This is a genomic window from Simiduia sp. 21SJ11W-1, assembly GCF_024138675.1.
Taxonomy (GTDB): Bacteria; Pseudomonadota; Gammaproteobacteria; order Pseudomonadales; family Cellvibrionaceae; genus Simiduia.
The window spans coordinates 992416-1015566 of record NZ_CP090959.1 but is presented as its reverse complement, the minus strand read 5'-3'; the positions used below and the strand labels follow the sequence as shown (position 1 = coordinate 1015566).

The 23151-nt window shown below is 50.1% G+C and carries 16 protein-coding genes; 9 read left to right on the top strand and 7 right to left on the bottom strand.

What is annotated here, in order from left to right; genetic code table 11:
• Positions 1 to 10 precede the first annotated feature (10 nt).
• Both L1F30_RS04465 and cysZ read left to right on the top strand, forming a co-directional pair.
• Positions 11 to 307 carry a PA4642 family protein gene (locus tag L1F30_RS04465; protein ID WP_253359910.1) on the top strand — a complete coding sequence of 99 codons (297 nt, stop codon included), beginning with the start codon at positions 11 to 13 and terminating at the stop codon, positions 305 to 307.
• A 29-nt stretch (positions 308 to 336) separates the two neighbouring features.
• Positions 337 to 1116: a sulfate transporter CysZ gene (cysZ, locus tag L1F30_RS04460; protein WP_253359908.1), complete on the top strand. Its 780-nt coding sequence runs from the start codon at positions 337 to 339 to the stop codon at positions 1114 to 1116.
• Between the two features lie 6 nt (positions 1117 to 1122).
• Here the strand turns inward: cysZ and L1F30_RS04455 are convergent, their stop codons facing one another.
• From L1F30_RS04455 to L1F30_RS04445, 3 genes are all read right to left on the bottom strand, one after another.
• On the bottom strand, positions 1123 to 2382 hold the full coding sequence (locus tag L1F30_RS04455) for a response regulator (RefSeq protein ID WP_253359906.1): 1260 nt from the start codon (positions 2380 to 2382) through the stop codon (positions 1123 to 1125).
• An 83-nt stretch (positions 2383 to 2465) separates the two neighbouring features.
• The gene (gene rhlB / locus L1F30_RS04450; protein ID WP_253359904.1) at positions 2466 to 4013 is read right to left on the bottom strand and encodes an ATP-dependent RNA helicase RhlB; all 1548 of its coding nucleotides are present in this window, start codon (positions 4011 to 4013) and stop codon (positions 2466 to 2468) included.
• 61 nt (positions 4014 to 4074) lie between these two features.
• Positions 4075 to 5640: a diguanylate cyclase domain-containing protein gene (locus tag L1F30_RS04445; RefSeq protein WP_253359902.1), complete on the bottom strand. Its 1566-nt coding sequence runs from the start codon at positions 5638 to 5640 to the stop codon at positions 4075 to 4077.
• Between the two features lie 220 nt (positions 5641 to 5860).
• Here L1F30_RS04445 and L1F30_RS04440 point away from each other — a divergent pair, with 220 nt between their 5' ends.
• Positions 5861 to 6643 carry an HDOD domain-containing protein gene (locus L1F30_RS04440; protein ID WP_253359894.1) on the top strand — a complete coding sequence of 261 codons (783 nt, stop codon included), beginning with the start codon at positions 5861 to 5863 and terminating at the stop codon, positions 6641 to 6643.
• Here L1F30_RS04440 and L1F30_RS04435 read toward each other — a convergent pair.
• On the bottom strand, positions 6640 to 7464 hold the full coding sequence (locus tag L1F30_RS04435; RefSeq protein WP_253359893.1) for a hypothetical protein: 825 nt from the start codon (positions 7462 to 7464) through the stop codon (positions 6640 to 6642). The genes L1F30_RS04440 and L1F30_RS04435 overlap by 4 nt on opposite strands.
• 209 nt (positions 7465 to 7673) lie before the next feature.
• Here L1F30_RS04435 and L1F30_RS04430 point away from each other — a divergent pair, with 209 nt between their 5' ends.
• From L1F30_RS04430 to L1F30_RS04405, 6 genes are all read left to right on the top strand, one after another.
• Positions 7674 to 8219 (top strand): RNA polymerase sigma factor, encoded by a 546-nt coding sequence (locus tag L1F30_RS04430; RefSeq protein ID WP_253359891.1) that lies wholly within the window; start codon positions 7674 to 7676, stop codon positions 8217 to 8219.
• 364 nt (positions 8220 to 8583) lie between these two features.
• Entirely contained in the window at positions 8584 to 9582 is a 999-nt protein-coding gene (locus L1F30_RS04425; protein ID WP_253359889.1) for a FecR family protein, read from the top strand.
• Positions 9583 to 9726: 144 nt separating this feature from the next.
• Positions 9727 to 12672: a TonB-dependent receptor gene (locus L1F30_RS04420; protein WP_253359887.1), complete on the top strand. Its 2946-nt coding sequence runs from the start codon at positions 9727 to 9729 to the stop codon at positions 12670 to 12672.
• 137 nt (positions 12673 to 12809) lie between these two features.
• A complete protein-coding gene (locus L1F30_RS04415) occupies positions 12810 to 15716 on the top strand; it encodes a TonB-dependent receptor domain-containing protein (protein ID WP_253359885.1) in 2907 nt (968 codons plus the stop codon).
• Between the two features lie 94 nt (positions 15717 to 15810).
• Positions 15811 to 17535 (top strand): putative 2OG-Fe(II) oxygenase, encoded by a 1725-nt coding sequence (locus tag L1F30_RS04410; RefSeq protein WP_253359884.1) that lies wholly within the window; start codon positions 15811 to 15813, stop codon positions 17533 to 17535.
• Positions 17532 to 19046 carry a sulfotransferase gene (locus L1F30_RS04405; RefSeq protein ID WP_253359882.1) on the top strand — a complete coding sequence of 505 codons (1515 nt, stop codon included), beginning with the start codon at positions 17532 to 17534 and terminating at the stop codon, positions 19044 to 19046. Before L1F30_RS04410 ends, L1F30_RS04405 begins: the two co-directional genes overlap by 4 nt.
• Positions 19047 to 19066: 20 nt before the next feature.
• On the opposite strand, the gene L1F30_RS04400 is transcribed toward L1F30_RS04405, so the two are convergent.
• The 3 genes from L1F30_RS04400 to L1F30_RS04390 are packed head-to-tail and all read right to left on the bottom strand — an operon-like array spanning position 19067 to position 23136.
• On the bottom strand, positions 19067 to 20203 hold the full coding sequence (locus tag L1F30_RS04400; protein ID WP_253359880.1) for an aspartyl/asparaginyl beta-hydroxylase domain-containing protein: 1137 nt from the start codon (positions 20201 to 20203) through the stop codon (positions 19067 to 19069).
• Positions 20193 to 21863, bottom strand: a complete 1671-nt coding sequence (locus tag L1F30_RS04395; RefSeq protein WP_253359878.1) for a sulfotransferase — start codon at positions 21861 to 21863, stop codon at positions 20193 to 20195. The genes L1F30_RS04400 and L1F30_RS04395 overlap by 11 nt, the downstream gene beginning before the upstream one ends.
• Positions 21864 to 21873: 10 nt before the next feature.
• Positions 21874 to 23136, bottom strand: a complete 1263-nt coding sequence (locus tag L1F30_RS04390; RefSeq protein WP_253359876.1) for a lipopolysaccharide assembly protein LapB — start codon at positions 23134 to 23136, stop codon at positions 21874 to 21876.
• Between the last annotated feature and the right edge of the window lie 15 nt (positions 23137 to 23151).

Genomic DNA, 23151 nt, shown 5'->3' with positions numbered 1-23151 from the left:
AGGAATTTACATGGCACTTAAGAAAGACAAGCAAAAAGTACTCGGGCAGGTGTTCTCGGATGAGCAGGTTCGCACCTTTCTGGATTACCAGGCACCCGAGGGTGTAGATGGCGATTTTCACTGCCTGGAAAAGGCTTACCGTGGCATGGTGGCAGAAAATTTCGCAACATTCGTTGAGTTTTTCCTGGCCGAAGGCCGCAACCTCAACGCCACCAACCCCGAGGGCCACACACTGTTAACGCTGGCCAGCCAACACCGCCAAAGCGAAGACTACGCAGAAATACTTAAAAAAGCCGGCGCCCGATAATCGCCACCACGCAACAAGGATTTTGCACCATGATTAAAATTAACGGCTCGCCCATCTCAGCGCCCGAGGCGCTAACACTCGGCTTTCGCCTGGTGTTACAGCCGGATTTGCGCGTTTTTATTCTGGTGCCGCTACTGATTAATCTGGTGCTGTTTTTTATTCTTACTGCGTGGTTATTGCATGAGTTCGGCCTCTTGATGGACGGCCTGATGGGCTGGCTACCAGGTTGGCTGAGCTTTTTGGGGAGCATCTTATGGCTGATAGCCGCATTCTTATTGATATTTGTCTACGGCTACAGTTTCAGCATTATTTCCAATTTGATCGCCGCACCTTTTAACGGCTTTTTGGCCGAGCGCATTGAAGTTAAGTTAACCGGTGTAGCGCCGCCGCCCGAGCCTCTAAGCGCCATGATCCCGCGCACACTGGCTCGAGAGCTGTTAAAACTTTGGTATTTTATTTCCCGTGGCCTGTTGTTGATGATCGGGCTGTTGGTCTTGTCGTTTATTCCCATTCTGCAACTGCTTACCCCGCTCATAGCCGCCTTGTGGGGCGCCTGGTGTATGGCCATTCAATACACAGACTACCCGGCAGACAACCACAAAACGCCCTTTAAACAATTGCGCGGGCAGTTGATGGATCAATCTATGGGGAGTTTCAGCCTGGGTGGGCTAATCATGCTGGGCAGCATGATTCCGTTGGTCAATATTTTTGTGACACCCATTGCCGTAGCAGGAGCCACGGTATTTTGGCTAAGAGATATCAACGGCCGGCCGCTTAATCCCGAGGCACTGCTGCCGCTTAAACGCTAGCAGGCACTAGAAGTCGTCGTCATCGCCCACCACCAAATCGCGGCCAGCCTCTTTGGCGCGTATCAGGTATTCGTCAGCTTTGGCAATTTGATCATCCAGAGAGTTGCCAACAAGGTTGGTAACCCCGGCGCTAAAAGTGCAATAAAGCTCTGTGCCATCGTCAAGCACCAGTGGCCGCGCGGACACAATTTGCCGCACTTGCGAAATTAATGATTGCGCCTGATCGTTATCGAGGCCGGGCAGCAGGGCAAAGAACTCCTCGCCGCCTGCGCGTGCCACCAGAAAACGTTTGAGCGCTTGCTGCAGCAATTCCGCCACCTGCACCAGCAAACAGTCGCCCACCTCATGGCCATACTGATCATTGAGCCGGCGAAAGTGATCTAGATCAATAATGGCCGCGGCAATTGGCTTGCCTGCTGTTACTGCATCACTGTAAAGCAGCTCGCCGCGTTCGTAAAAATAGCGCCGGCTCCAGATACCGGTGAGGTAATCTTTAAACGTGGCATCGCGAATTTGGCGAATCAGCTCAAGCGATTCCACATTGTGGCGCACACGGCAGTTGAACTCTTCGTAATTAAACGGCTTGATCAAAAAATCATTCGCACCGTTTTTAATAAACTTGGCCGAGAGGGCTTTGTCGCTTTGGCCGGAAAGCCCAATGATCACCAGGTCGCTCTTGCCGTACTTATGGCGCAAATTTTTTACCAGCTCAACGCCGTCCATTTCCGGCATGTGGTAATCGGTAATCACAAGGCTCACATCCTCGTGCGCTAATATCACCTTGATGGCCTCCTTGCCATTGGCCGCGGTATACACCTTAAAGCCCTGGCGCACCAGCAGCTCTGAAATGTAGCGGCGCGACGTTGCGGAGTCATCCACCACCAATACCGCCAGCGACTGATTGCGCTCCAAGCGCTGCACCATACCCACGGCGTATTCATAGGAGTAGCGGCCCTCTTTAACCACATAATCCACAATGCCCTTGCTAAGAATTTTATCGCGCCGCTCATCGTCGTAACTGCCGGTAAGCACAATCACGGGCACACCGGCATCCAATACCAGATCTACCACCTCGCCGTCTGGGGCGTCTGGCAGGTTCAAGTCGGTCAGGGCGGCGAACAGTGTGTCTTGCTCATTGGCCAACACCGCTTTGGCCTCGGCGAAATTGGTGGCAAACACCGCCTCAATATCGCCCTGCTGCTTCACCACATGCTTGACGATTTTCGTAACCAACTGACTGTCTTCTACTACCAGAATCCGCTTCATGGCGCTCTCAACCCAATTGCCCAGCCCTCAGTCTAGACAAAAAATAAAAAACCCGGCAAAAGCCGGGTTGATTATTTCAGTGCTTAGCGCCTGTGTCGCGAACCGCCTGAGCGGGGGCTGCGATTGCCGCCGGGCCTGGGGCCACGGCTACGGCGCGCCGGTGGCAGCAGATCCGGCGTGGGCGCCAACAGCACCTCTGGCGGCTGCTCGCATTTGAGCTGAGCACCCAACAGCTCGCCGATGGGCATCAGGCGCAGGGCGTCGTCTTCACAGGCAAAGCTGATTGAAGTGCCATGGCGCCCGGCGCGACCAGTACGGCCAATGCGGTGTACGTAGTCTTCGGGCTCTTCGGGCAAGGTGAAGTTCACCACGTGGCTGATACCATCAATGTGAATACCGCGGCCAGCCACATCGGTTGCCACCAGTACTTCAATGGCGCCCGATTTGAAGTCGTCCAGCGTGCGCACCCGTTTGTTTTGCGCAACCTCACCAGAAAGCAAGCCCGCTTTAAAGCCGTGGGCCTCCAGCTGCTCGTGCAAGCGGCGGCACTGATCACGACGGTTGGCGAACACAATCAGGCTTTCAACATTTTCCTGTTTAAGCAGGTTATACAACAACGTGTACTTTTCTTCCGTGCTTACCAGGTATACGTGCTGTTCCACTGTATCGGTTGCTACAGATTCGGGCTCGATTTCCACGCGCACCGGATCAATGGTCCATTGGCTTGCGAGGTTGAGCACGTCATCGGTAAAGGTGGCCGAGAAGAGCATGGTCTGGCGAAGGTTCTTCGGCGGCGTCTGGCGAATAATGCGGCGCACCTGGGGGATAAAGCCCATATCCAGCATGCGATCGGCCTCATCGAGCACCAGAATTTCTACGTGATCGAGGTAGACATCGCGGTTGCCGGTAAAATCAATCAGCCGGCCAGGGGTGGCCACCAATATATCTACAAATTCCGAATGCAAACGCTGCTGTTGCTTGCCGTAATCCATACCGCCCACCAGGGTGTGCACGGTGAGATCGGTATACTTGGTGAGCAACTTGGCATCGTCTGCAATTTGAATCACAAGTTCCCGGGTGGGCGCAATGATCAAAGCACGCGCCTCGCCGGCAAAGCGCTCACCCTCAATGGGGTTGTTCAGCAGCTCATCAATAATGCCAATCAAAAAGGCCGCGGTTTTACCGGTGCCGGTTTGCGCCTTACCTACCAGGTCGTCCCCATTCAAGGCATAGGGCAAAGACTGAGCCTGAATGGGCGATGCGTATTCAAAGCCGATGTCGGCAATGGCGTGCATCAATGGCAAGGGCAAATCCAAATCGTGAAAGCGGGTTTTGCCTTCTGCTTTCGGCACTTTAAATTGCGATAAATCCCAACTTTCTGCCGCAGCCTGATTGGCCGGGTTGCCAGCCCGCAGGCTGCGGTCACCGCCCTTGCGGCCGCCACGGGGTTTGCGGGCCCGGGCAGGTTTGCCATCGCGCGACTCGTTGCGAGCGGGCTTTGCGGCCTTGTTTTCACTGGCACGCGGGCTGGATTCACTGTTCTTGGAGCGCGGCTTATCGCGCCCAGACGCCTTGCCTGCAGGCTTAGCATCAGCGCCTGAGACCAAATTTTTTATTAACTTAACAATCAATGTCGATTACTCACCTATTTTAGGCGCAGGAGTATAACACGCACCACGGGCTGGGTGTATTTTAACCAGCACTGGCGGGCAAGCGCCCCATGCAAGCGCGGTTGCGGCCGCCTCGCTTGGCTTCATAGAGCGCCTGATCAGCGGCTTTGAAGATGGTGCGCAGGGCAGTATCCTGGGCTAACTGCCTCACCTCCGGTTCGCTGGCATCCACGCAGATGCCGCCAACACTCACAGTCACCACACCCGCCTCAGACACCTGATGCTCCAGGGCCCTGTGTACAATACTCACACAAATGCGTTCGCATAACGCCTGCAGTGCACTGGGCGAGATTCCTGGCACCACCATACAAAATTCCTCACCCCCATAGCGCGCGGTAAGCGCATCGCGGGCCGGCTGGTGATCGTGAATGGTGCGCGCAACCTCTTGCAAAATACGATCGCCCGCCGCGTGGCCATAAAAATCGTTATATTTTTTAAAGTGGTCTATGTCTATTAGCACCAAGGCGTAGGTAGATGCCTGCGACAAGCTCCGGAGCCAAGCCTCATCCATGAACTGATCGAGATACCGGCGGTTGGCAAGGCCCGTTAAGGCATCCGAGATAGACGCCAGGTGCAGTTCCTGATGCTTGCGCCTGGCCTGGTTTTCCCGCTCGCACACCTCACCCAGCAGCACATTGAACTGCTCGGCCAAACGGTTGAGCTCTTGGTAACTCTGCACAGACAAGCGGTGATCGTAGCGCGCACCGGTGGTGATGAACTCCATCTGCCGCTCCAGCTCATTGAGCGGTAAAATCAACCAGCGCCGCACCACCCAGGCCAAACCCAACAATAAAAATATTGCCGCCAACAGGCCCGCCACCAAGGCATCGGAAAACAGCGCTGTTTCAAAGGCCAACGGCTCAAGCGTGAGCCAAAGCATCATCAAGGGTTCGTCTTTTACATCCCGCAGCAACCAATAAATACGGTCGTCTTTGTCTCTGGGGCGCACGTCTTCAGTGAGCAAATAGCGCCACACTGGCGCCAGCGACGCCACGCCCTCTGGCAAAAATTGGCCACCTATATTGAAGCCCGTTTGCGTGGCAATGGCATTAACGTAATCGCGATCCACCCAAGACCACATCACCAAGGTACCCACGCTGGCGGTAGTGCCATCGCCATAACCCGTGGGAAAAATCGGTGAGGCAATCACCTCTACCGGGCTTTTGGGCGTCCGAAGGTAGCCCGCCAGCCGCTTTCGCGCACCGTCATCTGGCAGGTGAGCTGCAATATGCACCTGGGTGCGCAGCTGTTCATCGCTCATGGGCGGGCGCGCTACGCGGCGCTTGGTATCGGCGGCTGCGCCAAACTCAAAACCGTACTGCCAAACGATCTCAGCCTGGGTATTCAAAAAAATAACGCCGTCTACTTCGTTATCCAGCAGTGTTCTGTCATCAAAATTACTGGCAAGAAATTTTTCGTTGGGGGCCAGCATATAGTTGTAGGCGTCGTCCCACAGGGCGTTGTCTGACACCCGGTTGGCCTGCATTGTCAGGCGCTGTGTAAACGCATTATTCACACGAACAACATCTTTTTTATCAGACTGCTCAATCACTAAAAACAAGGTTGGCAAATCTATGAAATAACGCACCGCTAATTGCGCAGAAAACAAAAACAAAAAGGCCGCAAAACCCAACAGCAATGCGCGTGAACGCAGCAGATAGCCGGATTGGTGATGCTGTAATGAATTGCCAACTTGCCTATGTAACAAAGTGCAGCCCCCGGAAACCCCTCTGCAAGTGTAGCTACAAATGCTGCAAGCGCCGCCATGGGCCTGGGCTATGCTTAGTGAAAACAGAAAGGCGACGACCGTGACAAACCTGTTATCAGATGCCATCTACCAGCTGCCACAAATGCCGAAGGTGGTGCAATCGCTCATTGCCTCCTTCGATGCACCCAACATCAACGCAGACCAACTGGCCCGGCAGTTAGCCACCGATCAAGTGCTCACCGCCAAAGTATTGCGCCTGGCCAATTCGGCGCATTACGGCGCCTCGCGCCAAATTGCCTCGGTGAACGATGCAGTGGTGTTACTGGGAGTAGATGCCCTGCGCACTCTGGTACTGGCATCGGGGGTTGTGGGCACCTTACAGGCTCCCGAAGGGTTTGATATCCGCCAGTTCTGGCGCAACAGCTTTGACATGGCAGCCCTGTGCAAGTGGCTTGCGGGCTTTACCTCGCTCAACAAAGAAACCGCCTTCACCTGCGGCATGATGCACAATATCGGCGGGCTGATCATCCATATAGCCGCCAATGAAAATTCAGACACAATAGATGCAGCCACCACCGAACCCAGCCTGTTTGCCGAACTGGGCGCTGAACTTGCCGAACACTGGAAGTTCCCGCAATCCATAAGCGAGGCAATCCGCCACCAGCTGACCCCCGAACAAGCAAAACCCCCGGGAGACTACGCCCACCTGCTTCTGCTGGCGAATTGCCTGAATGCACTGCACCCGCACAGCCCTCTGCATGTGGCAGATAAGCTGCCTGCGGCCCCGCTTAGGCATTTACACATTCAACCCAGCGCAATAGACGGCAATTTAGCGGAGCTAGATCAGCTTAAAGGCGACTTTGACGCCTTGCTTGACCCCTAGGGGCGCGGCAGGGGCGACTGTTCACTTGGCCATGGAGCGAGTGGGCGCCACACAGAACCAAGGCCCGCCTGCCCCGTCACAATACTCAAGCCCTCATTGCCGGGCCCACCGGCGAGCCCGGTAACCTGAAAGCCGTCTATTCGATAAGCCTGTTGCCAGGCCCTGGCATCAAGTGCGGCGCGCCAGATCGTTGATCCCTGCTCGCCGTTCGCGGCCAGCCATAGGGTATCCCCCTCGGCATAGAGCGCGGCCACCTCCTGCCTCGCTGCCAGCTCGCCTATATTGGCAGGCCCCCGCGCGGTTTCGGCAAGCTCATAGCCCGGCAACACCCAGCTTGCGCGCCACAACGCTTGCGAATCGGTAAGGCCCAGCAGATTGATCGCCTCTCCGGTGGCATTCCCGCAGGCAAGGGCCGTGAGGCGGGTCGGCACTTGGGCCACACCCAATACCGCAAACTTTGGCGTTTTATCCCAATTGCGTAACTGCACATGCACCAAGCGCTGCTCGGTGCCCGCATCTACCAAAAACACCACTTCGCCGTGGTAGCGCGGTACACCGCACACCGCCCGCGTGCGGCCATTGAGCGCGCCATCCCAATCGTTAAACCGCAAAGCGCGGTATTGTGCCGCGCCAGACTGGCCCCGCAAGAGCCCCAGCACCGGCAACTGCTCACTTGCGTGCACCACCAGATAGTTATTGGCATCCAGTGAGGCCATGGCACTCATGGGCCCCCGTGGCTCTGGCGGCTCGGCGGCAAAATTAACCCACACCAAAACGGCAATGAGACCCCAGGCGAGCGCATGGAATGCGGCGTGAATCATGACAGAGCACCCTTGTTGATGGCAGTTGCTATATAAGAAGGAGCGCCATGTTAACCACATAAGGGCGCACGGCCAAATACGCAGTTGCGCTTGGCAATGGCTGTCCTATAAACTGCCGCCGAGATGTAACGCAATGCCCGCCCAACTGTGCGCCTTCAAGGGATTTGCACACATAACAACAAATATCCAACTAAAGACAACTTCGGTACATGGCATTATCTAAAAAATCCATGCTTGAACAGCTCTTTGATAGTCATGCGACAGGTCTGGTGCGCTACCTGACCCGCAAGATGAAGAGTGCCGAAGACGCCGAAGATATCGCTCAAAATGCGTTCATCCGCATCCAGAAGCTGGCTGAAGCCGGCGAACTGGAGAACCCCAAAGCTTACCTGTATCAAACCGCCAGCAACCTTGCGATTGATCAAATCCGGCGTGAAAAACTGCACAGCAACTACCTGCAAGGCGAAGTTACCCGCCAGCTGGCAGATTATGAAGTACCTGGCGCCATGCCCGACTACTGCACCCCAGAGCGGCTTCTGGGTGCCAAGCAGCAACTCAACGAAATGGAACGCGCCATTGGCAAACTGCCCCTTAAGTGCCGTCAGGCATTTCTGTTGCACAGGCTTAAGGGCCTCTCCTATGCAGAAATTGCTCAAGACATGGGGATTTCAGTGTCCAGCGTCGAAAAATACATTCTGCAAGCACTAAAAGCGTGCAGAAAGGCCCTAGAAAGGGTCGGCGCTAGCGAAATTTAGAGGCAGTCGACTTTTTTCACCATTCCTATTGCGTTTTATTTTCTTCGGTTCGTCTAAATCACATAGAAGGCACAACAAGTGTGCCATTTAGGTTTTGGCTGTGCTATTATCGCGCGCCTCAAACAAGACACAAATGCAATCAAACAAGCGTTTTAGCGCAACATTTGGCAAGCAACTTGGCCAGTTACGATGAATCGCAGCTTTTGCATGATGAAAAGAGCTTCCAGCCGAAGCTGAATTGGCGAACAATTGGAATCGCCAGCTAGGGTTAACAAAGCCCGCCCAACCTCAGGCTGGAAACGAGCAACACCCATTAGTGATATCGCACAGTGGATATCCCGACTTAAAAATTATTGGACATAGCGTGAATACATCAGAGCACAACAAACTATCCGAAGAGGCCAACCGCTGGGTTGTTCGTCTTCGCTCTGATAATGCTGACGCTATAGACAAAGCCAGCTTCTCGCGCTGGCTTAACCGCAGCGATGCGCACGAGCAAGCCTTCGACGCCGCACTGGCAGACTGGCAGATACTCGGTGCACTCGAGCACACGCCGGCCGCCAAAGCCACCTTGCGCCATTTCGAGCCCACACCGTCCTCTTGGGGCTGGCTGTGGCAATGGCAGAGCGCAGCTCTTGCCTCATTCGCGTTGGTCGCCGTGCTCAGCGTTGGCTTCCTGCAAGCGTTAAATCCGCCCGCAGAAACCGCCGCAGGCCAGCATTTCGCCACCGCACGGGGCGAACAGCGCTTGATTCGCCTGGAAGATGGCTCAGAGGTGAAACTCAACACCAACTCCTCATTGCATATTGAATACACTGAGGCGCAGCGGTTTCTGGTGCTGGATAAAGGCGAAGCCTTTTTTAAAGTTACCACCAACAGGGCCCGCCCTTTTGTGGTTGATGTTGGCGATGGCACAGTTACCGCCGTTGGTACTGCATTTGCGATCAACAAAACAGACACCAATATAGAAGTAACCGTTCTTGAGGGCATCGTTAGCGTTAAAGAGCGCGAAACCCAGCCCCAGATCAAGCCTGAATCTCAGGTGGTAAAAGCAGACGAGCGCTTAACCCTGGATAAACAAGGCCTCTCCGATGTGCGCGTTACTAACGCACAGCAATTGCTGGCCTGGCGAGACAGCCTGCTAGTACTTGAAAACCAGCCTTTGCCCACCGCACTGGCCGAGCTGAACCGCTACCTGGACACCCCGGTAGATACCAGCCACCCCTCACTTGCCAAGCTGAAAGTATCGGGCACCTTTAGCCTACAAACGCCCGAGTCTACCTTGGCTGCATTGGTCACCACCTTTGGCCTTCAGCTGGATGAAAGCAGCGCCACCCCGCGCTTGTACGTTGACGGCGAATAAGATATAACTTCTCTTTACCTTCGTCCCGTCAGAGCTTGCTCTGAGCGGGTCTTTGCCTATTTTTATAAGAATCAGTTATAAAAATACTGAACTTAAAGGCCAGCGATCGAGCCACAGAAGCTTGGCGCTGACGATGCGAGAGAGATGCACAAAGCGCAACAAGCCCTAACGCTATTGACAGGGATTGCCATAGGCGCAAGCCTGCCCTACCACAGCGCACAAGCAGCACTGGACGGCAAAGTTGTGCCCGCACAAACGCTGGCAACAAGCCCCCTACTGGCCGACCACCTGATCGAGCTCGGGCGCAAGAGCGATATCAGCATCGTATTCCCCAGCAAACTCTTAGCCGGCAAGCTGGCCCCTAAAATCACCACCGGGCACCACAAACTGCCAACCCTTGAAGCGCTCTCACAACTGCTTGCGGGCTCAGGCCTCACCTACAAAATCATTAACGACCAGGTGATTGCCATAACCGAGCTACGCGCCTCCAACAAACCCGCCGAGGCGCCGCCGGTTAATTACTACCTTGAAGAGATTGCCGTGGTTGGCCAGCAGGTCACCGGCAGCCGGATTCGCAACAGCAACCTGCTGGGCGCGTCGCCGGTTGATGTTATATCCCAGCCTGAGCTCGCAGGCAGCGGCGCACAATCATTGGGAGAATTTTTAAAGTTCATACCCACTGTGGCCGGCAACTCCACATCAACTGCCGTAAGTAACGGCGGCGACGGCACGGCCACCGTAACCTTGCGGGGGTTGCCGGCCAACAACACCTTGGTACTGCTCAATGGCCAGCGCACCGCTTACGCAGGCCTGGCCGGTGATGCCATCGATTTGAACTCTATTCCGCCGGCCGCCGTTGAGCGCATCGAAATACTCAAAGACGGCGCCTCCGCTCTGTATGGGTCAGATGCCATTGCCGGTGTTGTGAATATCATCATGCGGCAAAGTTTTGATGGCTTTCAGCTAGAGCAGTTTTATGGTGAAACCTCGCGCGCCGACCTGGAAACCAGCACAACAAATGTGTTGTGGGGGCACAAAAGCACCAGTGGCAGCATTATGCTGGCCGGCTCTCACTACCAACAGCAGGGTATAAACAGCCGCGACAGGTCGGTAAGTGCCAGCGCAGACAACCGCCCGCTAGGCGGCACGGATTTACGCTCCAGCGCCACGCCTGATGGCCGCTACCAGCTGAGCGATGGGGTATATACACTGCGCGACGGTAGCGATGGCAGCACGCCCGCTGACTTCAGGGCAGCCACCAACGAAGACCTCTTCAACTACTCCCGCTTTACCTCGGCTGTTTCACCATCTACGCGCACCAGCCTATACAGCTCAGGCCGCCTGGAGCTCAATCACAGCCTCACAGGCTTCTTTGATGCCTCCTATACCGCAACAAGCGCCACCATTACACTGGCGCCCACACCGCTTTTTACCGACTTTGAGCGAGAGCCGCTGCCAATCAGCGCCACCCAACCCTACAACCCCTTTGGCGAGCCAGTAGAAGACCTGCGAAAGCGCCTGCTGGAGATGGGCAACAGGGACCAAATCAACAAAGCCCAGAGCTACCGGCTCAACTGGGGGCTGGATGGCGACACCGATACCCTGCACTGGCGGCTCAACCAATTCTGGAGCCGCACTGATGCCAGCGTTGACTACACCAACCTGGTAAGCGGGCAACAGCTGCAAAATGCGCTGGCCGACGAGTGCAACGCCACGCCAGATTGCGTGCCATTAAACCTCTTTGGCCCCACGGGCAGTATCACGCCCGAAATGGCGCACTATATTCGCGCCAGCAGCAAAATCACCGGCCACAGCCAGCTGCTTGGTGCAAATCTGGTGATGGACACCGCGGTAAGCGACTTGCCTGCAGGCCAACTACTGGCGGCCGGCGGCGTTGAAATACGCCGCGAAGACACCCGCCGCCAGCCTTTCGGCACCGAAGACTTTCTGATCGGCGGCGGTGAAACCAGCGAAACGCAGGGCGCGCGCAGCATTGTAGAGATGTTTGCCGAAGCGCAAATCCCCCTCATTAAAGATGCCTCATGGGCAAAAAGCCTGGATGTGGAAGTGGCTGCAAGGTCTTCCTATTACAGCGACTTTGGCACCGCCTCCACACCTAAAATTGGCCTGCTCTACCAGCCCGCTGCCGGCATACTGTTGCGCGGCACTGCCTCCAAAGGGTTCCGGGCACCTAGCCTGAACGAATTACATAAAGGCGGTAAAACCACCCAATCGTTTCTTGATGACCCCTGTGCAGACCCACAGAACGTAGGCGTGCTACCCGGTTGCAGCCAGCAGAGCGACCCAACCCGCACCCAGTACCTGACGGTTTTTGGCGGTTCACAAGAGCTGAAGCCCGAACGCAGCACCAACCGCACGCTGGGTGTAGTCTGGACGCCGCCACGCCTGCCCGGCCTCTACACCAACCTGGATTTTTTCTGGATTGAACAAAAAAACGTAGTAGACGCCTCAGCGCAATACATCATCGATCAAAATGCGGAAAATGGCGCCTTTAGCGACCGAGTGAACCGCAACACCGATGGCGAACTGGAATCCATCAACGCGAGCTTCCTTAACATTGGCCAACGCAGCCTGAGCGGAATAGACCTCGCCTTGAGATACCAACAACTCCTACAGGATGGCGTTGTCACCTATTCGGTAAACGCCGCGCACCTGCGCAACTTCAAAGACCAGCTCACCCCTGGCACGCCCGCCGAAGACATAGCCGGCACATTTTCAGACGAAGCCTCCGAAGGCAACGGCTCGCTCCCCAAGTGGAAGGCCAACGCGGGCCTCAACTGGAAGCAGCACGGCTTAGACCTGCACTACACACTGAATTTCATCAGCAAACTTGAAGAAAATATTCCCAAAAGCGCCAACACGCGCTTTATTAAAAGCTGGGTAACCCACGACATCCAGCTCTCCTATGTACTGCCCGTACAAAAAGGGCTCACCATCACCTTGGGCGCCGACAACCTCCTGGACGCCCCCGCCCCTTTCGCAGCCTCTGCCTTCAACGACAGCATGGACGCCCGAACCCACGACCTCAAAGGCAGGTATTGGTATGGGCGGGTTAGCCTTTCGCTCTAAGCTGTTGTTTTCTAATACCATTTTTATAGTAAAAAAAACTTGAGGCCCCCTCATACCGGTTCGTCTTAATGGCTGAGGTTGGATTTTGCCCAGGCAAACCAGCCCTTATATAAGAACTCATAAATGAGGAAGCCATAATGGTTAAACGCACTAAACTAGCTACAGCTATCAAGCTTGCCGCGTTAGGTGTCACCAGCTCAGCAATGCTGCTTGGTGGCAACGCGTATGCACAGGACCAAGGCCTTGAAGCTCTTGAGGAAGTAGTTGTTACCGGTTCAAGAATTCAAAAAGCCAACTTAGTTACTTCCAGCCCAGTAACACAACTCGACTCAGAGCAGCTCGTATTGACAGGTTCCACCAAAATGGAAGATGTCATGCGCAGCATGCCTCAGGTTACACTGGATCAAGATTCTGGCCAGGCAATCGAATCCAACGGTACTGCTACCCTACAGCTTCGCAATCTGGGCTCGAGCCGTACGCTGGTACTGCTTGACGGTAAACGGCTGCCAATTTCATCTCCATCCTCTTCAGAGTCCGGGCCGGACATCAACTTTATTCCGATGGCGCTACTTGAGCGTGTCGAAGTTCTTACCGGTGGCGCATCTTCTACCTATGGTTCAGATGCTGTTGCAGGCGTTGTTAACTTCATTATGCAAAAAGATTTCGAAGGCGTAAAAGTTGACCTGCAAACTAGCCGAAATCGTCATTCGAACGACTCCGGTCACCCAGTGGCCGAAGCCGCAGAACGCCGTGGGTTTGACTACGCTACTGGCAGTGGCTTCGATGGCGATATCACTGACTTCACATTCATGGTCGGCGGTAACTTTGACAATGGTAAGGGCAACTTAACCGCATATGCCACAAAACGTGATGTGCAAGGTGTAACGCAGTCACAGCGAGAATCTAGCGCGTGTGCAGTGCGCTCAGAAGGTGGCAACTGCCTTGGTTCTGGCACAAAAGAAGAAGGCACCTTCTACTTTGAGAATGATGGCTTTGACCAAGCATGGCAAACTGAGGGTGACCAATTTATTCAAGACAATGGTAGCCGATACAACTTTGCCCCACCTAGCTATTCACAGCGCCCCGATGACCGCATCACAATGGGCGTACTCGGCCATTATGAGTTGAATGAGAATGCCGAGCTCTACACCCAACTGATGTTCATGGACAACCGCTCAATCACACAGTTCGGGCCTGCGGGCATGTTCTTTGACAGCGGCGTAAGCATTCCTTGCTCAAACCCACTGCTATCTGCCCAACAGTATGCAACTATGGGCTGTACAGATCCCTCTGATCGTGTTGCAGTTTATTTAGGCCGGCGTGCAGTTGAAATTGGTCCGCGCTTCGGGGATCTACGCCACACAACCTACCGCGGAGTCTTCGGCGTTCAAGGCGACATTAACAACGCATGGCGCTATGACCTTTCATATCAGTATTCTGAAGTTGACATGCGCAATCGTAATGGCAACTACTTCGATATTGGCAAAGCTAAACGCGGCCTAGATGTGACCACCGATACCGATGGCAACCCTGTTTGCGCATCAGTGGTTGATGGTAGTGATAGCAACTGCGTACCGTGGAATGTATTTGAAACGGGCGGAGTCACTCAGGAGCAGGTTGATTACCTTTCTCAACAATATTTTGAGCGGGGAACAACCGATCAGGAAATTTTCTCCGGCTACGTTCAAGGCAGCTTGGGCGAGTATGGCATTAAACTGCCTACCGCAGAAAACGGTATTGAGGTCGTGTTTGGCCTTGAGCACCGCATGGAATCGCTGCAGTACTTCCCTGACGACGCGGCGATGGCCAACCTAGTCGGCGGCCTTTCAGCAGCCCTGGTACCCGTTGATGGCGACTTCAGTGTTGACGAATTCTTCATGGAAGCTAGCATCCCACTTCTGGAAGGAAAGTCATTCGCTGAAGAAGTGACTCTCGACTTGGGTTACCGCTTCGCTGATTACGACTCAGGAAAGTCAACTGATACATACAAAATCGCTGGATCTTGGGCAATCAATGATCAAGTGAAGTTACGCGGCAGCTATCAAAGGGCCGTTCGCATGCCCAACATAGTAGATCAGTTCCAGCCACAGCAGGGCTCCCTGTTCGGCATGGACGATGACCCATGCGGTGGCGTAGATCAAGTTACAGGCTTAAGCCAACGCGGCTACACCTTCGCCGAATGTGCACGCAGTGGTGTTACCCAAGCCGTTTGGGACAACGGTGGTCCAAGTGACTCTCCAGCAGCGCAATACAACACTCTCATCGGGGGCAATCCTGATCTTGATCCAGAAGTGTCGGATACCCAGTCGTTTGGTATATTGCTTTCACCAAACTTCATCGAAGGGCTGACAATCAGCGCCGACTGGTACGACATTGATGTTCAGGACGCAATTACCTTCGTTGGACAAGAAACCACATTACTCGAGTGTATCGAAAACGACGCCTTCTGCGATAAGGTTAAACGCAATCCAGTTGGTGATAGTCTGTGGCTTGGAAACTCTGGCCCAGATAATGGCATCCAAGCGCTTAGTGACAATATCGGCTTCTTCCGAGTAACTGGTGTAGACCTTGAGATCAACTACGATTTAGATCTCGACTCTATGGGTAGCATCGTATTTGCAAACACCTTGGGCTACATCTCAAAGTGGGAGCAAGAAGAATATGTGGGTGCCGGCGTATTGGAATGCCAGGGTAAATATGCAGGTAGCTGCGGGGTACCGACTCCAGACATGAAAAATCGCTTCACTGCCACCTGGCTAACGCCTTGGGATGTGACGGCAAATCTTACCTGGCGCCACATTGGAGCCATCGACAGCTTGGCAACTACTCCAGTTGACATTAAAGCTTTCAACTGGTTTGATTTGTCTGCCACATGGGCAGTAAACGATTGGGCATCGGTTCGCGGCGGGATAAACAACATCCTAGACGAAACACCTCCATTCGTGCCCCAGGGTATAACCGCCCGCGAGAATGGCAACACCTACCCAGGCCTGTATGACCATCTTGGTCAATACTGGTTTGTTGGCGCTACTTTGAAGTTTTAAGATAACGCTAACCAACAACAAAAAGGGCCGACAAAAGTCGGCCCTTTTTTTTGGTTAGCACTAAAAATTAATTAGATTTAACACAATGGACATTATGAATATTGAAAAGCTATTGATCGGGCTCCCTAACACCATGAATGACGCCCTCAACGCTTCAATTACCATGATCCGATCCGGCAGAGAACGCGAACTTTTGCAGATCCTTAGTAAATCTAAAAATCAACCATACACAAATCTTTTAAAGGCGCAAATACTTACAGCGGGCAACATGCACAAAGAAGCACTCAGCCTATTGACTGACCTAGAAGGAAAATTTAATAAAAATCCCTCGATTACTCTCGAGTTAGCAAAGCAATATTTGAAGTTAGGCCTAATAGATGAAGCCAATATAAAAGCTAGTGAGTTAATTAGTATAAACGAAAGAGACCCTATCAGCTGGATCACCAAAGCAACATGCCAGCAGATGGCCGGAGAGAACGACGAAGCAATGTCAACGATAGAGCTGGGGCTATTAAGAGCAGGGGGTCACCCAAAACTAACATATGCCATGGCTCAACTTCAACGCCAACAAAATCTTTATAAAGAGGCAATTAAAAACTTTGAAAAGGCAATAGCGCTGGGCATCAAAGACATCAACTGCTATAAAAATCTTGCCGACTGCCACTGCAATCTGAACAACCCTGATAAGGCTGTTTCAGAGATAACAAAGGGACTAGATGTTTTTAAAGATAACATCGAGCTTCATAAGCTACTGATAAAAATTCAAATTGAATATAGCACATCATTAAAACCCTACAATAAAATAGAAAATGCAATTTCAAAATCAGCCGACCCAACCCCCCTTATAACCCTTCTGGCACGCCACCACGCTAGGGATAAAGCATGGTCAAAGACTGCCATGTTATTGAGAGGCCGAAATAGCTTAGTTTCCGCCAATCCTGAATTGAGATTCCTGGAAATACAAAGCGCTCACGAAGACAAAGTAAATAACCTAAACAAAGAGGCATTAGATAATTTAATAGCTGAGCGCCCTAAGGACCTATCGCTACACCAAGAGTACGGAAGAATGCTCTTAGAATCAGGCTATATCAAAGAGGCAGAAGAAATTTTTAAATCGGCTCTACGCATATACCCTAACGACTTTATTTGTACTGGCTATTTGGAGTCCTGCTGGAGGCTACTCAAAAGTCAAGAATCGAAATGGCTCTGTGACTACGAGAAGATGATATCGATCATAGATTTTAAGGAGCAAGCTAGCACACCAAGAATAAAAGGAATTGATGAATATATATCAACAATAAAAAAAATACACAACACAAAATGTGCACCTCACGATCAAACGGTGAAGGGAGGCACACAATCAAATGGCCACCTTTTCAAGAACCATCCTGATGATTTAAATGCTCTAGAGCTGCATCTTAAAAATTTGATTTTCCAATCAATTTCAAAATTCCCGAGTGTAGAAGGCCACCCATTTTGGTCGACGGCAAGTCGCATAAAGCAAGCAAGCGACTTGGAATTTTCTGGGGCATGGTCAATAATCCTCCGAAATGAAGGTTTTCATACCAACCACATTCACCCACAAGGCTGGATGAGCGCTGTACTATATCTAAAAGTACCTAGCGAAATAAGTGACACCTCAACCTTTGGGCACATCCAATTTGGCAAACCACTTGGCATTGATCTACCGCCACAAAGGACCATCAGGCCGAAGCCGGGAAGACTTATCACTTTTCCGTCATACATGTGGCACGGAACCATTCCCTTTGAATCAACGGATGAACGAATAGCTATAGCTTTTGATATAATTCCAAAATGAAAGAAAATTACGATATAGATAAATTAATAAACATTGGCCGCCACAATCTTGCAAAAGGTGACCTAAGTGGCGCCCAACGCATTTCTAAAGCATTAGAAAAATCGCAACCATCGAACTCCAGAGCCACTTTGTTCATTTCCGATACCGCCTATCTGGCAGGGGACTTTGACTCTTCACTCAGCCACCTATCATCACTACCCACTGACCTACAAAATTCGATTCAGATAAAAATAAAAAAAGCTAAACTGCTGTATTTAACTAGAAATTATACCCAAGCAAAATTACTGCTAAAAGACATACAACCAAAGCTTATAGGTGGAAACATACATCTATTAATTTTTATTGACACATTAATAGATTGTGGACTCATCAAAGAAGCCCATAAGGCGACAACTTGGGCGATAAGCAATCTACCTAGAAATGAAAAAGCGCTATTTCAACATGCATTAACATGCTTTTACCTGAACAAACAGATGGACGGAAGAGAGACATGCAGACGGATTTTAGAAATAGATCCAATCCATGCTGGAGCCATAAAATTACGCAGCATGATTGAAAATCAAACCCCCTTAGAAAATAACATTGAAGACCTCAATAGAAGTCTGTCAATGACCGATAAGCCGGACATACTGTCTACAATTTACTTTTCGCTCGGCAAAGAGCACGAATGCATAAATGATTACGAAGCTGCATGGGAAAACTATGCAAAGGCCAACAGAATTAAAAGAGACACGCTGAAATACGATATCAATCACGAACTGGATGTCATGCAAAAACTTGTCTACAATTTTAAGTCTGATCAATCCCAGAGAAAGGGGTTTGAGAACACCGGAGAAAAGCCCATATTCATTGTAGGCCTTCCTAGAACCGGCACAACCTTGATCGAACATGCGATCCTTCAAAACTTTCAAGCTGAGTCCATCGGAGAATTTACAGACTTCCCCATCGAACTACAAAATCAATTCCAAAGGCCGGAGCCAATTAATTTCCTAACACTAGGAAAGAGCTACCTAAATCATGCACGCGCCTTCGCCAAAGGAAACCAAACCACCATCGACAAACTACCTTACAACTTTTTATATTGCGGCTATATACTTATGTCTATACCAGACGCAAAAATCATTCACGTCAATAGAAACCCGCTTGACGCCGCCTATGCAATTTTTAAAACCGATTTTAATAGAAGTTATTTTTTCTCTTATAACATTGACGAGCTTGGTAGATACATGCTCGCCTATCTTGACATCATGAGGACTTGGAAAGAAAATTTTCCTGACGATATTATTACAATTAACTATGAGGACTATGTGTCCAACCCAGAAAAAAACCTAGCCAAAATAAAAAATTTTTGTCAACTCGAAGAAAACCAAAGTATCACCGAATCAGTAGCACCTTCGAAAACAGCAAGCGCCGTACAAATACGCCAAAAACCACACAAACGATCAATAAACTCATGGAAAAGGGCTGCGCCTGACTTTTTGAAAAAGATGTCTGAATATTTTCCATCATGAACCACATGCAAAGGGAAATCCTAAAGAACCCTCCACGAATCAGAGCTCTTCATAAGCTTACTAACAAACTCAACCTCTTCAACCGAAAGTAAAGGATTCCAAACATCAAAAATCAAAATATATCGGTCAAGTGATGAATCGTTCCAAGCTTCGTGCTCAATAGTATCATCAAAAACCCATGCAGATCCTACTTCCCATTTACGCACCTCATTTCCAACTCTAAAACCGCAAGACTCCGGCACTATCAAAGGTAAATGAACCAAGAGCCTTGCATTAGTAGATCCATTATGCGGTGGAATTTTTGTCTCAGGCGCCAAGGCTGAAAATACCGCGTTTGGAGCAAGACCAAGTTGATGTGCCATAGGTATATCAGACAAAATTTGAGTGCTCTTTGGGCACTCATTCGAAGCGCGCTCCTGAACGTCGCCATCTCGCCACAAATAATATGTAGACCATTTTCTTGAACCATCCAGCTCTTTCCACTGATTTACAGGCGTACCCTTTGCATAATTGATGTAGGGATTAAAACCGGCCTTACCGCCAACCACCAATGACTGCAACTCATTAAGAAAGACATCTGTGCATGACTCAAGCCCCTCAAGCCAAGGGAAATACTTACGCTCAAAGAACTGGATGGCCGGAAGCCCGGGAACCAGCAAATCAACGGGCTCTGAACGATAGCTCTTCTTCCGACCGGTATAGAGCTCCATACACTCACGCATACGTTTTCGCTCAAGCCCAGATAGAGAACCCAGATCATCATCTAGCTGACTTTTAATATACTCATATTTTTCCTGCTTGACACGCGCCACAAGCTGTTCGGCGCTTTTGATGGCCTCCTGCATACCCTTTGGTAATGTATCTATTGGCGGAGCGACCATTAATGCATTGGTATAGACTTCTGCAGAGTCTTTATTCTTACCTAAGCACTCAAGCACATACCCTTTAGAGAGCAAGGCAGTAAAACTGTATGGATTCAAAGCTAATGCATTATCGAGCGATCTTAGCGCCTTGAGCATCTCTCCAGCGGCACGGTAAATCATTGCTCGATTTAACTCTCCATCCACTGAGGAAATCTCACCAACCTCATCTGCAATAGAAGCCGCTCCCTTTACATCTCCCTGGCGAAGCGCATTCAACATTCTATCAGTGCTCACTTTCTAAACCACCCAGATCAAAATCTTCCCACCTACTCAACATGCTTGGAGAGAAAAGGCTTTCATAGTTCTTCCACCTTCCAACGGATTCTTTGTGTAACGGCCGCCTAACTTGCCAAACACTCGCCGTAGATGCCAACACGCTAGACTTATAGAACTCTGACATCTTTTGACTATAATCGATTGAAGCGAAACTACATACACTCCGCACTGAAGCCTCAAAGTTTCCTACAACATCTTCGTACCTCACTACCTTAAACCTGTTCGATCCAATCAATTTTTTCGACTCTACAACATTTTTAAAGTGAATATTCATATATGCATTTATCGACTCAATACTACGCGCATACCAAATAGCGTCATCAAACTGCTGAAAAACAATTGACAGACACACATCCAACGGATTCCTAAAGCAATAGAGGAATTTCGAATTTGGAAAAGCACGGGCCAATATAGGGGCCAAGTCTATGCTATTAGGCTGCTTATCCAAAAATTTTCGATCACCACCATATAATTGATTTACTCTACAGTGATAGCGATGAACCCAGGCGTTTAACGTAGCGACGCCAGCGGACATTTCGTCAACATCAAAATCAACACTACTAACCAAACCTAACTCACCCGCTGAGAAGACCTGATTACTTTGGGACAAAATTTGAGAAAGCAAAGTAGTACCAGATCGGTACATACCGCAAACAAACAAGATATCTTGCTCACTAACCACTTCCACCTTCTTTAAAACTTCACTTTCACGACAAAATCTTGAAAATTTCGAATACCTGCCAACACTATTAACAGAGTCCGACGTTTCAGAATAACTTCGACTCTTTTCCTGAGCGCCCTGCAAAGATAGCAAAGCACTGGAAAAATTTTTCAACTTGTCGTTTAACCAAGCCCTAGCATATAAAAGACTGCCCTCATCGAACTTGCTAACACTTCCATTAACCAACAAACCATCGATTTTATACAAGCACTTTTTACATTCAGAATCAGAGTCAGCCATGTAAGAAACTCTAACAATAGCAAGGCAATAAAGTTCACAATCGTCTGGAATTTGTAAAAACAAATCGTAAGCCTGCTTCTTTCTGCCCATTTCTTCATACGTGAGCGCTAAATTATAATACGCAGGCCACCAAGAAGAATTACACCTAATCGCTGCCGTGTAAGCATCCTCTGCCTCCGCGGGACGCCTTAACTCTCTGAAACAATTGCCAATATTAGTATACACCTGCTCCGGACTATCGTAACCGTTGCTTAACGCTGACTCATACAGTTTGATTGCATCCACCCATCTACTTGCCTGATGAGCATAATATGCGCAATTGAATTCCATAACTGCACAATCGTTGAAAAGCTTTTCACAGGCTGAAAAAAAGCGCCCAACAAACTCACTCCTACCATATTCAAGCAATCGATTGGCATACCATAAGCAAAATAATTTGCTCTGAGTTTTATCTTTCCCAACCATTGAAACTAAATATTGATGCATATACTTTGAATCCATCAACAAAAGACATGCATCAAGATACAACGCACTTACATCTCTATATGAGAACCCTTCTTCAGTAAGCCGCTTAACCCAAGAACTTAGCTCATCTAAATCTTTCCTTTCAACAATCGAGCTATATTCTTCATAATTCAGATTTACACTTTCCAACACTTTTCACCCATCACATAGAGTCTTTATAAATCTTCGATATTTTTTCTAGTTTCTTTTGATAAATATCTCTATCGCTCAGAGTGGCATATTTTTCAGCATTGATTATATCGATTTTAGCCAACTCACCATCTCCAATCTTTACATGTATTTTAGCTCTAAGATGAAAAAACTTGGCTTCCTTTACTTCTTTTATTGCACGATTTACCAAATTCATTGACTCATCATATCTAGCCAAATCAAAGGCTCTCTTAGCCATATAAAAATTGTAGTATGGGTTTCTGTTAATGTAAGAGCTAACCATGTTTTCAAAAAAAGTAGCATGCTCACGTCCTTCCGATCTTAGTAACCTAGCCAAATTGCTAGCCGCCGACATTTCAGCACTATCAATCTTTAGCGCATGCAAGTAAGAAGCCTCGGCATAGTCAAAGAACTGGTGCTTACTATATAAAGCCCCTAAATTTACCCATAAATGTGCTTCCTCTGGCGCGAGTTTTATCGCCTCCACGAGATATCTCGCGGATTTCAGCATATGCTTTTCTCGCATCGCTTCAACGCCGACATTTCCATAAAAAAGCGCCTTTACCACTCTATCAGCAACTATCTTTTGAGGGTAGCTTGTAGAAAACGCATCAAGATTGATGTCAACAAATACATCCCGCTCAAAGGGCTGCTCTACAATAACATTAACATGTTTATAGCTAACCCAGCTCCCATCCCGTAACTCATCCCACGCAGGCGGAACGTCGACTTCATTAAAATCCACCTTCAACCCCTGTAACTGGGCCAGTTTCGCGTAGAGTATGGAAAAGCTGAGGCAATTGGCTTCCCTACTCTCAAAGGACTCTTTCGCTGTGTAGGTATACTGAGACTGGTAGCGAAGCGGGCCGCCACCAGCATCTAGTAATAGGGCCTTAGTTAACGCGATAGTGCGACTGCGAACGGAAGAATCTTTAGGCGCATGATTTTGCGCAAAGCGCCGCATCTCGTCACTTATTTCAAATGGATCCTTGAGTTCCAAGCTATAGAATTGAGGCCTGGCAATATTGTAATGAGCTAAAATTGGCTGAACCTCAAGCAGTGTATGTCTTTCTAACCGAGGACTGAAATTTGCCAAATTACTATGCTGGCACCCCATGAGCAAAAGGATAAAACAATAGATAAATAACTTCTGAGTAAGCATGTTGAAATCCGAGCTTAAATACGGAGTCGATAATTGCACTCGCACCTCTTTTTTTGAGGGCCAATTGACGATATTCGTCACACTAAACTGCATTCGCAATAACCATAA

Bases quoted from the DNA above. Each gene is read 5' to 3' on its own strand.
- L1F30_RS04465 (WP_253359910.1), top strand. From the start codon at position 11: ATGGCACTTAAGAAAGACAAGCAAAAAGTACTCGGGCAGGTGTTCTCG.
- cysZ (WP_253359908.1), top strand. From the start codon at position 337: ATGATTAAAATTAACGGCTCGCCCATCTCAGCGCCCGAGGCGCTAACA.
- L1F30_RS04455 (WP_253359906.1), bottom strand. From the start codon at position 2,382: ATGAAGCGGATTCTGGTAGTAGAAGACAGTCAGTTGGTTACGAAAATC.
- L1F30_RS04435 (WP_253359893.1), bottom strand. From the start codon at position 7,464: ATGATTCACGCCGCATTCCATGCGCTCGCCTGGGGTCTCATTGCCGTT.
- L1F30_RS04430 (WP_253359891.1), top strand. From the start codon at position 7,674: ATGGCATTATCTAAAAAATCCATGCTTGAACAGCTCTTTGATAGTCAT.
- L1F30_RS04420 (WP_253359887.1), top strand. From the start codon at position 9,727: ATGCACAAAGCGCAACAAGCCCTAACGCTATTGACAGGGATTGCCATA.
- L1F30_RS04415 (WP_253359885.1), top strand. From the start codon at position 12,810: ATGGTTAAACGCACTAAACTAGCTACAGCTATCAAGCTTGCCGCGTTA.
- L1F30_RS04410 (WP_253359884.1), top strand. From the start codon at position 15,811: ATGAATATTGAAAAGCTATTGATCGGGCTCCCTAACACCATGAATGAC.
- L1F30_RS04405 (WP_253359882.1), top strand. From the start codon at position 17,532: ATGAAAGAAAATTACGATATAGATAAATTAATAAACATTGGCCGCCAC.
- L1F30_RS04390 (WP_253359876.1), bottom strand. From the start codon at position 23,136: ATGCAGTTTAGTGTGACGAATATCGTCAATTGGCCCTCAAAAAAAGAG.